We start from the raw sequence: 11,503 nt of genomic DNA on the forward strand, positions 1-11,503 counted from the left end.
ATACACTTACAATTTCTCTACGTCTTGCAACAAAGAATTAAGCTTTCCCTCCTCTTCTAAAGTATACAGATCATCACAACCGCCTACATGATAATCACCTATAAAAATTTGTGGAAATGTATTACGCCCATTAGCACGCTGCACCATTTCTTGGCGAAGAGAAGTTGATGCATCAATGTCTGTATATTTTACCCCCTTTTTATCAAGTAAATCTCTTGCTCTCGTGCAGTAAGGACAATGAAGACGTGTATAAAGGATGATCTCTTTCATAATGTATTCTCCAATCTTTTCAAACTCGTTTTGGCTTGAAGCTTCTCTTAAAAATTAGGAAGAATAGAAGCCTCATTTAGTACACGCGAAAATGTTAACACATCAACTTGACGCGCACCTGCACGTTTTAATGTTGTAGCAGCTGCTGTAACTGTTGCGCCTGTTGTGAAAACATCATCAATGAGCAAAATAGAACGCCCCCTTAAATATTTTTTCACTTTATCAGGCACCTCAAAGGCATTTAACACATTTAATTTTCGTTCCCTAGCAGATAAATTCACCTGCGGACGTGTATGTCGACAACGCACAAGCCAGCCAGGCTTAAATTTTTTTTTCTGCGCTCCTGCAATATAACGAGCAAGTTCAGCAGATTGATTATAGCGTCTCTTCAAAAAACGACGAAAATGCAAAGGAATGGAAATAATAACATCACACTCATCTATAATCTCACGCCCAGCAGATATCATCCAATTCGCCATAAAAGATGCCAGCTCTATATGATCTCCATATTTCAATCGCGTTACCAAAGCTTGCGCCACGCCTTTGTGAACAATAGCTGAGCGAACACGCGAAAAAGGATAGGAGTTTTTAAGAGCTTCTCCACTGAGAAAACCATCCCCCATATCACAAACAAAAGGAATTCCCATAACAGGACAATAGGGTTTTGTAATAAATTGGAGGCCTCTCCAACATTCCGGACAAATCGTACCACAAGCAGAAACTCTTTGCTTGCATCCAGGACAAATTGGCGGATATAAAATTGTGAGCAAGCGTTCAAGTAACTTACTTAATATACTCCCGCCATTTAACGCTACTTCTTGCAAGTATAACATCGTTAATTTAGGCTTTTATAGCTTCCCTATACAAAAAATCCTTTTACATTTTTTAACTTTAATTTCTTTAAAAACTCTTACTTCTTATAAATTTGTTTTTCTTTCACATCATAAGCTTGACAGAGCTTGCGCAAAAATGAACCTTCTCAAAATATATGCTTTACAAATTGAGAGACTTTAACAATATGTCGCATCCTTTCATTTTTGATCACGACCGCATTGAACAATTCCGCAAACGTGCTTTCCAAAAAGCAAAAAAAGGACATGACTTTTTACTATCCCATATGGCTGAAGATCTCTTTAGGCGCCTCAGTACTGTTGATCGTCTCTTTACATTAGCGCTCGATTTACACAGCCATACAGATCTTGCCGCACAAACTCTCCTGAGATCTGGAAAAGTCCACTGCATAGAACGTATTGAGACCGATATGCTTTATCAAAGTCATGACAAAAAGTTTCATTTACGTTCTCGAGAATTTCTTGATTTTCCTCCCAATTATTGTGACCTTATCGTGTCACTTCTTTCACTACAATTAACCAATGATACCCCTGGTGTTCTTAGTCAGATAAAAAATATCCTTAAACCAGATGGCTTATTTCTGGCTGTTATGGCGGGAGCTGGTACACTTAGAGAATTACGTGAATGCCTCCTCCAAGCTGAAATGGAAATTTATGGTGGAGCAAGCCCTAGGATCTACCCTTTTGCCGATATTCGCGAGGTAGGTGCTCTTTTGCAGCGTGTTGGTTTTGCTCTGCCTGTCGCAGATGTTGAAGATGTTACCATACGCTACAATACAATGTTTGATCTTATAAATGACCTTAAAGCTATGGGAATGCAAAATGCGCTCATCAATCGCTCTCGGCGTCCTGTATCCAAACGCTTTTTTCTCCGTGCAGCTGAAATTTACGCACAACGATTTAGTGATCCTGATGGCCGCATTCGCGCACATTTTTCTTTTATTTGGCTGTCTGGTTGGGCTCCTCACCCAAATCAGCAAAAACCCATAAAACCAGGATCAGCACAAATATCTCTTGCAGATGTTTTCGTAAAACACCCTAAAAAACTGTAGATTAACATAGAAATTATTTTTCAAAGATGCTTCTATCCGTTGTTCGTAACATCTGACTGGTTATCGTTCCAGCCAACATTGAATCACTTACATTGAGAGCTGTACGCCCCATATCAATGAGAGGTTCAATAGACATAAGTACAGCAACCAAGGACACCGGAAGCCCCATAATGGGCAATACTATTAATGCAGCAAAAATAGCACCACCACCAACACCAGCAACACCAATAGAACTCAAGGTTACAACACCAACAAGAGTCGCAATCCACATAGGGTCAAGAGGGTTAATCCCCATAGAGGGCGCGATCATAGATGCAAGCATTGCTGGATAAAGACCTGCACAACCATTCTGTCCAATTGTTGCTCCAAAAGAAGCTGCAAAACTGGCTATTGATTGTGGTACGCCAATCCATTGCGTTTGCGCCTCAATATTCAAAGGAATACTTGCAGCACTGGAACGACTGCTAAAAGCAAATGTCAAAACCGGCAAAACTTTTTTGAAAAAACGGAAGGGATTAATTCCTGATATGCCAAGCAACACACCATGAATGCCAAACATAAGGATAATACCAACATAGGAAGCGATAACAAAAACCAATAAATTTAAAATATCAGCAATATGCGAAGATGCTCCTACTTTAGCCATCAGTGCAAAAATACCATAAGGTGTCAAAGCAATTATAATACGGACTAACCGCATAATCCAAGCTTGTGCTACTTGAATAAATAAAAGGGCTTTCTCCCCTTTTTCTGGATCATCTTTCTTTAAAAGAAGAGCCGCAGCCCCTAAAAATGATGCAAAAATAACAATACTGATAATGGATGTACGTTTAGCTCCACTTAACTCTGCAAAAGGATTTTTAGGAATCAAAGATAAAATCATCTTTGGAATATTCATATCTCCAAGTTGAGAAATGCGATCCCCGAGAACAGCAGAAACATTTTGCCCTTCATGGATCAAACCACTCGCTGTTAATCCAAAAACATTAACAACGAAAACTCCAACCAACGCTGAAAGAGCAGTGGTAAAAAGCAATATTGAAATTGTCATTATACTCATCTTGCCAACAGCATAAACAGAATGTAAATGGGCAACTGCTGAAACGATAGAGGTAAAAACCAATGGCATCACAATCATTTGGAGTAACAAGATATAGCCATTACCAACAATGTTAAACCATTCAACGGATTTCAACAAAGTGGTTTCACCTTCTCCATAAATAATCTGCAAAACACTTCCAAAAATCAAGCCAAGGATAAGCCCTAGCATAACACGTAGTGAGAGGCTCCATTTCATCCTCTTACTTTGGGCAAGCCATAATAAGAAAATAACAAATAGAAATAAATTGATAAAAAAATTAAATGTCATCGTTCATGCCCACTATGTTATGCTTGAGATTGAATAATATGCACAATCTAAAACAAATGCCTGATCTTCGAAAATGGAATATAAAGCTTACAAAGCTTTTATAAAATCATTATTTTTTTAATTTATAGGTTAAAAGAGGAATTTTTATCTACTAATAACTGTTTAAAGAAGATAAAAAATTAAATGAAATTATCCCCCTCTTAATCCATAAAATTTTATGGATTAATACAAATATTATCATTATATATCAAAACTGAAAAAACAATTTTAATATACATTATCATATAAATAATATGGGCATTTTCTCCTGCTGCATAAAGCAACAAAACCTTTTATTACGCTATGTAAACTGCCGTATCATTCTATAGCTTGTTTTTCTTCATACATCCCCAAATTATCCTCGCCAATTTTATGATCAATCTTATAGATTGTTTTTTGCATCATTTCTTTTAAAATACAGATCATATTATCGAAAAGAACCCTGACATATTCTTTCTCAGTTCACGGTGTAAACCTTTTTTTGTTATTTGAAACGCCTGTTGTACATTCTCTGCTGTAATAAACATTCTTTTTAAAGAGTAAAAAATATAAACACAATGATTGTGGGACTTATAACCTCATATTCAAGGATATATAGATAGGTATTATCTTATGTTTTTATGTATCGCATTCTTTCATGGGACCATCCCCTCACAAAGCACAGCATATTATTATCCTGCACATTGTACGCTGGTTTTAAAGAAATGCCTCTCAATGCTCCCAATTCTACCACACGGCGTAACCTCTAAACAGTATGGTGTAAAGCTATTGAGCACTACGTTCTTTAAAAGCTATGAAGGGGTAAAGTGAGCATCCTCATCATTATTTATTAGCTCACTATTTTTCGAGAGCCCTTGTATTGAGACGGCTTATAAGAGGCATTTTTATTCCTTTTTTCAGTAGTTGTTCTTTACCAATCCCGCTTGCAACATACAAGGAACTGATTTTAATTGTTTCACTATAAGGGGATTTGAAATGAAAAAATTTTATAAGTTTTGAGTCTCTTATTTAACATGCAAAATAATAATTTATCATTATAAATCAATATATTACTGAAATATCGCGCGTATTATTTAATATAAATTGGCATAAATTATCAAAAAACAGCACATATCATCGGTATAAATGAATTAAACAATATTTGGCATCCTAGCAGTTGTTTTCTACATTTACCTGTTTATGACAACAAGAGCTCAATTTCTTTATGCCTAATGTCGTATTTTTTCTTCTGTATTTGTATTATTGGGATATACTAAGATATATAGTCTCAATCAGATAGAATAATCTTTATCTACTATATTAAAATAAAAACGATAATGATTTAGAATACCGTGTCACTCAAGGATATATAAAGATATGCAAGAGAAACCTCGAGCTCCTTATACTGAGAGAATATAATCATAAGCAATTTGCGAGATTAAAGCTTTCCAAGCATATGGAATGAATGATTGGAATAATTCAAAAGAAATTTTCTTTTAGAAAAATTGAAACAAACTTTTATAAAAATGTTTAAGTACACAAAAAAACTCTCAATTTTCCAACTGGTATTAGCCGAGAAAAGCATCTTATGGATACGAGAAAAGATAACACTCAATCCTCTGAATTGTAAAAAAAAACGCTGCTATAATTTGTGCTCTTGCTATACAGATAATCTTGTAAAAGAGAGAAATAAAAGCCTCAACGAGATATTACCACTTTAAAAGTAAAAATAGAGCAATATATGCTTATTATCTCATAATAAAAATTTTTTTCTTATTCGTATAATAATTGAGTTTTTATAGTCTTATTTTAAAGAACATAATATACTCTGTCTATATAGAATAAATAATATATTTTAAGATAAAAAAATCAATAATTAAGTAACAAAATAATCGTTAATTTTGTAATCGTATTTAAAAATACTTTTTAGAATAACATATTTTATTTATAATCATTTATTTTCTTTATAACTTAAAAGAGAACTCTGAATATAACTAAATTTTCTCACTTTATCGTGAAAAATTTTTTCTTATACATTCCAAATGAAAATCGTTTTGTTGATAAAGACGTTTAAGAAATAGCTCATGCCTCTTTATGAATCACATTAATGTTCAGAGCAGAGATACAATTTTGATTGAGGAAATATTATAATGATGCTGAGCTATTATTTCTATTAAGTTAAACGACAATGCTCAATCACTTTTAACGTTATACCCTTGATAAAGCTGAAAAATTAGCTTTAAAGCCAAATGAAATGTCTCCTAAAAAGAAACCACAAATGAGCCATAATAATGATACACAGCTCTGTAAAAGTGCAGAGCCGTTTTTTGCTTTTAAATTTAATAAGCACATTCTAAAAATAGAGGCTCTACAGTACCACTCCACAGTGAATGATAAAAAGATAAAAACCTCTCCGCATCTGTCTGTCCCATTGCAATCACTTCTTCTAAAGGAACCAGAAAAATTGTCTCATCCAAACCATCCGCATCATACTGTCGGCGATTTGTTAAGCCCTTGCGTGAAATAGCAACAGCTTGACGGGCTATTTCTAAAATGGTGGTCTGACGAAAAGGTGTTCTTAATCCTTCTTTAGGAACACGTTCACGCATCTCCAAAACTTCTTCAAAACACCAATCTTTTGTCAAAGCCTCTGCTTCATTAAGCGCTTCACTATCGTAAAGAAGCCCAACCCAAAAAGCCGACAATGCACAGATACGCTTCCAAGAACCACAATCAGCGCCTCTCATTTCTAAAAATCTTTTTAAACGGACTTCGGGAAATAAAGTCGATAAATGATTAATCCAATCTCCCATATTGGGTACTGAATTTGCAACCTGCCCTCTTAATGCCCCATTTATAAATTGACGAAACGTGATATGTGTACAATCATAATAATGACTGTCTCGCACAATGAAATACATAGGGACATCAAGTGCCCATTCAACGTAATCAGCAAAACCAAAACTCTCGGAAAAGACAAAGGGAAGGACTCCAGATCTCTGATTATCAGTATCGCACCAAATTTCAGAGCGCCAAGATAAAAAGCCATTCGGTCTCCCCTCTGTAAAAGGAGAACTGGCAAATAATGCTGTCGCAATAGACTGTAATTTCATAGAAACTTGCATTTTTCGGCGCATATCAGTTTCAGATGAAAAATCAAGATTAACCTGAACTGTCGATGTGCGATACATCATATCAAGACCACTGTGCCCCACTTTTGGCATATAATTAGCCATAATCTGATAGCGTGATTTAGGCATTCGAGGTGTTTGCGCTAAGGTCCACTTTGGACTAGCACCCATTCCGAGAAAACCAATCCCCAATGGTCTTGAAACTTTCTTGAGAAGAGTTAAATGCTCCATGAGCTCATAATAAGTATGACCAATTGTTTTTAGTGGTGCACCAGATAATTCAAATTGCCCTCCAGGTTCTAAAGAAATGGCACCTTGATCAACTGATCCTATTAACCCAATAATATTCCCTTCATCTAAAATAGGCCGCCATCCTAAAGCTTCTTGCATTCCCTCTAAAAGTGCACGAATCCCTCTTGATCCTTCATAGGGGACGGGAAGAAACCCATCTATGTAGAATGGGAATTTTTCATGTTCTGTACCGATACGCCAATTATGCTCTTCTTTACACCCCCCTTGGAAATAGCTCACCAAGGAATCTAAGTTATTAATTTCACTCTCATCATTTACATCAAGCGCCATAACTTACTGTATCCTATCATCAGTGACATCTTTAAAGGAATCGTTTAGAATAATTCTTACACGCTTCTCAATGAATTGACCAATCCCCCACCGTAACATTAAGAAGAGCCAAAGCAGCAACAGCAGCAGTATCAGCACGTAAAATACGCGGTCCTAAAGATATCGGAATCACAAAAGGGTGCTTTTTTAAAAAGTTTCGCTCTTTTTCACTAAATCCACCTTCTGGTCCAATGAGAACACCAAGCGTTGTCATATCGTGCCTTTGTAAAAGATGTAATGGATTATGCGATTTGCACGCTTCATCACAAAAGAATAAAGGACGTGCTCTATCCCAATCTGCTAAAAGTTCTGCTAAAGAGACAACAGTTGCACATTCAGGCAAATATAAAATGCCACATTGTTCAGAAGCTTCAATAACATTAGCCTCCATACGAGCCATATTGATACGCGTAACCTGTGTATGATGCGTTATAACAGGCTGCAAAGTCGACACCCCCATTTCAACAGCTTTCTGCACCATATAATCCAAACGCGCGTTTTTAATTGGAGCAAAACAATAAATGAGACTTGAATGCGTCGTTTGCAATCTTTCTTGACGGATAAGCTGAACCACAACAAATTTTTTTTTAACGGTAATGAGTTTAGCAAGCCATTCGCCATCCTGTCCATTAAAAAGTAAAATTTCCCCTCCTTCTTGCATCCGCAAAACACGTACAAGATAAGAAGCTTGCTCCCCCTCTATCTTTATTTCTTCATTCAAAGCAAGTGGTTGTCGGATAAATAATCTTTTAAGTTTATAATTTATGCGCATAAAAAATCGTACCAAAACTCATTATGATTATCGTGCAAATGAAGAAAACCATATAACAAAAAGAAAAAATTATATCTATAGAGCTATAACATATAAAGAACTATAGAATTTTTTAGCTTTATGAGATAGGCATGGAACAAATTAGACTCTAAATGATTCTATTTATCTACAACTTTATAAAAACACACTGTTTATCATTACATTCAATCATTGATAGCATGATTGGAGGAGAAGTATGACTGCTAAAAAAGCCGCAATTATTACTGTTACCACCCTTTTAGCTTTTATTCTCATTACTATAGGAATTGGCTCTGTTGGAGCCGATGAGGATCATACAATTAGCAAGGATGGTTATGGTATTTCTTCTAAGCCCATCATCTAATTTTATGCTACAAATAACTTGTTGATTTATCATGCCTTTTTTAGGGTGAGGGGTGCTACAATAAAAACGAGGGGATAGGATTTTCCAACACGCCTCTCAATTATTGTGAATCAGCACTTCTTTTCGAGGTCTTTTTTTTCCATACCAGATGCCCAGAGAGTCTTTAATTTTAGAAATTGACTTGAAGCTATAATGTAGCTACTCTACAATAGATATTAATGCATTGGAGGATACTATGAAAGCCGATTCAGTTGTTCGTGCCCGCATTCCCACTGAAATGAAAAAACAAGCAATGATTACCTTAGAACGCATGGGATTAAGCGCATCAGATCTTATTCGCATAACATTCTTGCGTGTAGCTGAAGAAGGTTGTTTGCCTTTTGATATCAAAGTACCTAACCGTATCACACGCAAAGCTATAAAGGAATTAGATGAGGGTAAAGGTAAGATGTTTAAAGACGCTGATGCCTTATTTAAAGACTTAGGAATCTAATATGCTGATCCTGTTCGTTCAGGACAATTCAAACGTGACGTGCGCAAGGCGGAAAAACGCGGTAAAAATATGAATAAACTGCGTACACTATTGAGCTTGCTGATCGAGGGGAAACCATTACCAAGACATTATTGCGATCACCCACTAAAAGGTGATTGGGCAGATTGTCATGATAGTCATATCGAACCAGATTGGTTGCTAATTTATCGGATTGAAGGTGAAAAATTACATCTTATTCGGACTGGGACACACTCTGACCTTTTTAAGGAGTAATAATAGCTAAGAAAGCTCTAACTTTTAGTTAACCACTTTTTAAAGTGTGAGAAGTGATTATCGAGCGCCTCCATAAAACGAGCTAAATCGATTACAAACATGAAGACAATAAGGGCAATCCACTTCATAATACGTGACATCATCTTTATACCTTGGTACGTCTCTATCATCTCATGAAGGAGCTGTTGTTCCGTTTCTGTCAGTTGTTTTGTGTTATCTGTTTTCTTGGACATCTTTCCAACCACAGACCTGTGCTCCCTGTTGATTATGCTTTAAAATATCTCTTGCTAGATTGGGACTGATGACCTGAACATCTTGTTTATCCAAATAAATGGGCAACCAACCAACACAAGAAACAGACCTATTTGCTGCGCACCCAACGAGACAGAGCAGCACGCACACCAGAATCACTTTTTTGATTAACTTCATTTTCAACCTCAAGACGTGTTCTCGCTCTCTTTAAGGCTGTCTCTACCTGCTTATGCCGTTCGCTTTGCTTGCCAAGATGAAAGGCTTTCGCCAAAGCAATAAAAAAAACGGCTATAGCCGTTAACAGAAGAGAGAGGTTTCTTTTCAACCAATAAATCACAAGCGCTGCTCCTTAAACCGCTTGGCTACAATCACAACACCTGTGAGCGCCGCTAAAACCATTATCCCTGCCAATGCCCATTGCACTGGTCCATTGCCAACCAAAAGTCCTCCAAACCCAGAACAAGACCCTATAATCGGGGCAAGCGCCTCTAATTGGAAAAGACCTGCTCTATTCTTGGTTTCCACTGTTTGGTAATTGGAAGAAACATAAGACCCCTTTGCCCATAACCCTGATTCAGCGGCTCTACGGTTAGCTAATCCTTTAAGACGTTTGCCTCCTACCTTATTCCATTTCTGTAATTCCACCGGAACCGATTCGTAATCCCCTTGATTAAGCTTTTTCAATAATGTCGATTGGCAAAAAGCTTTCGTTCCTACATTATAACAAAAGGACACCAATGCTGCGAATTGGCTATCTGTTAACGAAACCGTCACCGATTGTTCTACCGCCTTCTCAAATTGCTTTAAGTCCTCACAAAGAATTTCTTCGGCTTGCTCTTTTGTAAGACGCATGCCCTTGTGAACCAAAGGTTTGCCCGCATGGCTGGTATGACCGTAACCAATCGTCCAGATGCACGCCTTATCCCTATACGCCTCTAATCGCAAACCTTCCCATTGTTTAATCAGCTCTAATCCTTCTTGTGAGATCCTTCTCATCTGCTCCTCCATAAAAAAAAGCCCCACATAAGCGGGGCTCGATAAAGATGTTTTTTGATTATTCTATAAGCTCTTCACTCTTTATTCTCTCTGATCAATAGCTCAACTTCCTCAACACTAAAACCAAGATGAAAGAGCGGTGCATATTCGCTTTCTTGTAATTCATACTGACAACGCTTTGCTATAATTTCACCATTTTGATCAAACGGCATGGTTGTTGTCACACAAACCCTATGCCTCTCATCTTCTATACCCTCTTCCCCCTCCTCTAGCTCTTTGATCGCAATCCAATAAAAACGCGTCGCTAAAAGCTCCTCTAAACGCCTTACCGTTTCTGCCTTATCAAAGGAAAGCATATTCAAATAATCTTGCTTGCTATTTAAATGCTCTGGATACTCCATCATCTTGCCCTCCTTTATCAAAAACGGCGGGGACGACTACAACCGCGCGCTCCATACTTCTCATCAGAGAAACTTCGAGAACTCGAACCATTCCGATAAAAGGAACCACTCTTCGTCGTATCCTCCCAGCTCCCTCCACCACACACGACATTCAAAGCTGTCGTAAAACTCGTCCACAACGTGGAGCTCGATTGGGTCTGCATGGCAAAAGTTCCCGATAAAAATTGCCAAAGATAACCGCAACCATCCTCGCAACCAATATGAGAAATCATTCGCCTATTCCCCGTATCAACGTGACCTCCTGAGGTCTTCGGAGTTGGTGCACGATTGCCTTGAATACTCGTCTTCTCATGACAACACATTGATTTATAATGATAATTTAGCATTATTCATATTGAATGAGACTCTCGAATAACCTAAGATTCTCTTATTTCAAACCTGCTTATGTGGCATCAATCAAAATCACTTGTTTGCATATCACAAGCGGGGCTGGCATGTGGGTAAAAATTATATAAGAAAGGATTAAAAATGGCTCTTATGAACCGTCTTAATGCAAGATCTGTCGCAACATTGGGGGCTGGCAAATATAATGATGGTGCCGGCTTGTTACTTCATAAGCGTA

At 37.2% G+C, this 11,503-nt stretch carries 13 protein-coding genes and 1 pseudogene; 4 read left to right on the forward strand and 10 right to left on the reverse strand.

What is annotated here, in order from left to right:
* Positions 1 to 6 precede the first annotated feature (6 nt).
* The gene (grxC, locus tag PVV64_RS05270; RefSeq protein ID WP_273760085.1) at positions 7 to 270 is read right to left on the reverse strand and encodes a glutaredoxin 3; all 264 of its coding nucleotides are present in this window, start codon (positions 268 to 270) and stop codon (positions 7 to 9) included.
* Positions 271 to 317: 47 nt separating this feature from the next.
* On the reverse strand, positions 318 to 1,103 hold the full coding sequence (locus PVV64_RS05275) for a ComF family protein (protein WP_273760086.1): 786 nt from the start codon (positions 1,101 to 1,103) through the stop codon (positions 318 to 320).
* A gap of 185 nt (positions 1,104 to 1,288) precedes the next feature.
* Between PVV64_RS05275 and PVV64_RS05280 the strand changes: the two genes are divergently transcribed.
* The gene (locus PVV64_RS05280) at positions 1,289 to 2,173 is read left to right on the forward strand and encodes a methyltransferase domain-containing protein (RefSeq protein WP_273760087.1); all 885 of its coding nucleotides are present in this window, start codon (positions 1,289 to 1,291) and stop codon (positions 2,171 to 2,173) included.
* 13 nt (positions 2,174 to 2,186) lie between these two features.
* Here PVV64_RS05280 and PVV64_RS05285 read toward each other — a convergent pair whose 3' ends face one another.
* From PVV64_RS05285 to PVV64_RS05295, 3 genes are all read right to left on the reverse strand, one after another.
* The gene (locus PVV64_RS05285) at positions 2,187 to 3,542 is read right to left on the reverse strand and encodes an L-cystine transporter (RefSeq protein WP_273760088.1); all 1,356 of its coding nucleotides are present in this window, start codon (positions 3,540 to 3,542) and stop codon (positions 2,187 to 2,189) included.
* A 2,357-nt stretch (positions 3,543 to 5,899) separates the two neighbouring features.
* Positions 5,900 to 7,273 carry a glutamate--cysteine ligase gene (locus PVV64_RS05290; RefSeq protein ID WP_273760089.1) on the reverse strand — a complete coding sequence of 458 codons (1,374 nt, stop codon included), beginning with the start codon at positions 7,271 to 7,273 and terminating at the stop codon, positions 5,900 to 5,902.
* Between the two features lie 67 nt (positions 7,274 to 7,340).
* Positions 7,341 to 8,084 carry a 16S rRNA (uracil(1498)-N(3))-methyltransferase gene (locus PVV64_RS05295; RefSeq protein ID WP_273760090.1) on the reverse strand — a complete coding sequence of 248 codons (744 nt, stop codon included), beginning with the start codon at positions 8,082 to 8,084 and terminating at the stop codon, positions 7,341 to 7,343.
* A 235-nt stretch (positions 8,085 to 8,319) separates the two neighbouring features.
* Here PVV64_RS05295 and PVV64_RS05300 point away from each other — a divergent pair, with 235 nt between their 5' ends.
* The 3 genes and pseudogenes from PVV64_RS05300 to PVV64_RS05310 form a co-directional block, all read left to right on the forward strand.
* Positions 8,320 to 8,466 (forward strand): hypothetical protein, encoded by a 147-nt coding sequence (locus PVV64_RS05300; RefSeq protein WP_273760091.1) that lies wholly within the window; start codon positions 8,320 to 8,322, stop codon positions 8,464 to 8,466.
* 235 nt (positions 8,467 to 8,701) lie between these two features.
* Positions 8,702 to 8,959 carry a type II toxin-antitoxin system RelB/DinJ family antitoxin gene (locus PVV64_RS05305; protein WP_273760092.1) on the forward strand — a complete coding sequence of 86 codons (258 nt, stop codon included), beginning with the start codon at positions 8,702 to 8,704 and terminating at the stop codon, positions 8,957 to 8,959.
* Between the two features lie 18 nt (positions 8,960 to 8,977).
* Positions 8,978 to 9,232: pseudogene (locus tag PVV64_RS05310) on the forward strand (type II toxin-antitoxin system YafQ family toxin); the annotation flags it as partial.
* 17 nt (positions 9,233 to 9,249) lie between these two features.
* Here the strand turns inward: PVV64_RS05310 and PVV64_RS05315 are convergent.
* The 5 genes from PVV64_RS05315 to PVV64_RS05340 all read right to left on the reverse strand — a co-directional run bounded on the left by PVV64_RS05315 (position 9,250) and on the right by PVV64_RS05340 (position 11,153).
* Positions 9,250 to 9,477, reverse strand: coding sequence for a hypothetical protein (locus PVV64_RS05315; protein WP_273760093.1), 228 nt, complete (start codon positions 9,475 to 9,477; stop codon positions 9,250 to 9,252).
* Between the two features lie 116 nt (positions 9,478 to 9,593).
* A complete protein-coding gene (locus tag PVV64_RS05325; protein ID WP_273760095.1) occupies positions 9,594 to 9,821 on the reverse strand; it encodes a hypothetical protein in 228 nt (75 codons plus the stop codon).
* Positions 9,818 to 10,480 carry a lysozyme gene (locus tag PVV64_RS05330; protein WP_273760096.1) on the reverse strand — a complete coding sequence of 221 codons (663 nt, stop codon included), beginning with the start codon at positions 10,478 to 10,480 and terminating at the stop codon, positions 9,818 to 9,820. Before PVV64_RS05330 ends, PVV64_RS05325 begins: the two co-directional genes overlap by 4 nt.
* A 74-nt stretch (positions 10,481 to 10,554) precedes the next feature.
* Positions 10,555 to 10,884 (reverse strand): hypothetical protein, encoded by a 330-nt coding sequence (locus PVV64_RS05335; protein ID WP_273760097.1) that lies wholly within the window; start codon positions 10,882 to 10,884, stop codon positions 10,555 to 10,557.
* A gap of 14 nt (positions 10,885 to 10,898) precedes the next feature.
* Entirely contained in the window at positions 10,899 to 11,153 is a 255-nt protein-coding gene (locus PVV64_RS05340; protein WP_273760098.1) for a hypothetical protein, read from the reverse strand.
* Positions 11,154 to 11,503: the final 350 nt, after the last annotated feature.

It is taken from the genome of Bartonella sp. ML70XJBT.G, assembly GCF_028618575.1.
Lineage (GTDB): Bacteria > Pseudomonadota > Alphaproteobacteria > Rhizobiales > Rhizobiaceae > Bartonella.

Excerpts from the sequence above, each read along its gene's own strand:
- grxC (WP_273760085.1), bottom strand. The coding sequence starts at position 270 with ATGAAAGAGATCATCCTTTATACACGTCTTCATTGTCCTTACTGCACG.
- PVV64_RS05275 (WP_273760086.1), bottom strand. The coding sequence starts at position 1,103 with ATGTTATACTTGCAAGAAGTAGCGTTAAATGGCGGGAGTATATTAAGT.
- PVV64_RS05280 (WP_273760087.1), top strand. The coding sequence starts at position 1,289 with ATGTCGCATCCTTTCATTTTTGATCACGACCGCATTGAACAATTCCGC.
- PVV64_RS05285 (WP_273760088.1), bottom strand. The coding sequence starts at position 3,542 with ATGACATTTAATTTTTTTATCAATTTATTTCTATTTGTTATTTTCTTA.
- PVV64_RS05290 (WP_273760089.1), bottom strand. The coding sequence starts at position 7,273 with ATGGCGCTTGATGTAAATGATGAGAGTGAAATTAATAACTTAGATTCC.
- PVV64_RS05295 (WP_273760090.1), bottom strand. The coding sequence starts at position 8,084 with ATGCGCATAAATTATAAACTTAAAAGATTATTTATCCGACAACCACTT.
- PVV64_RS05300 (WP_273760091.1), top strand. The coding sequence starts at position 8,320 with ATGACTGCTAAAAAAGCCGCAATTATTACTGTTACCACCCTTTTAGCT.
- PVV64_RS05305 (WP_273760092.1), top strand. The coding sequence starts at position 8,702 with ATGAAAGCCGATTCAGTTGTTCGTGCCCGCATTCCCACTGAAATGAAA.
- PVV64_RS05330 (WP_273760096.1), bottom strand. The coding sequence starts at position 10,480 with ATGAGAAGGATCTCACAAGAAGGATTAGAGCTGATTAAACAATGGGAA.
- PVV64_RS05335 (WP_273760097.1), bottom strand. The coding sequence starts at position 10,884 with ATGATGGAGTATCCAGAGCATTTAAATAGCAAGCAAGATTATTTGAAT.
- PVV64_RS05340 (WP_273760098.1), bottom strand. The coding sequence starts at position 11,153 with ATGATTTCTCATATTGGTTGCGAGGATGGTTGCGGTTATCTTTGGCAA.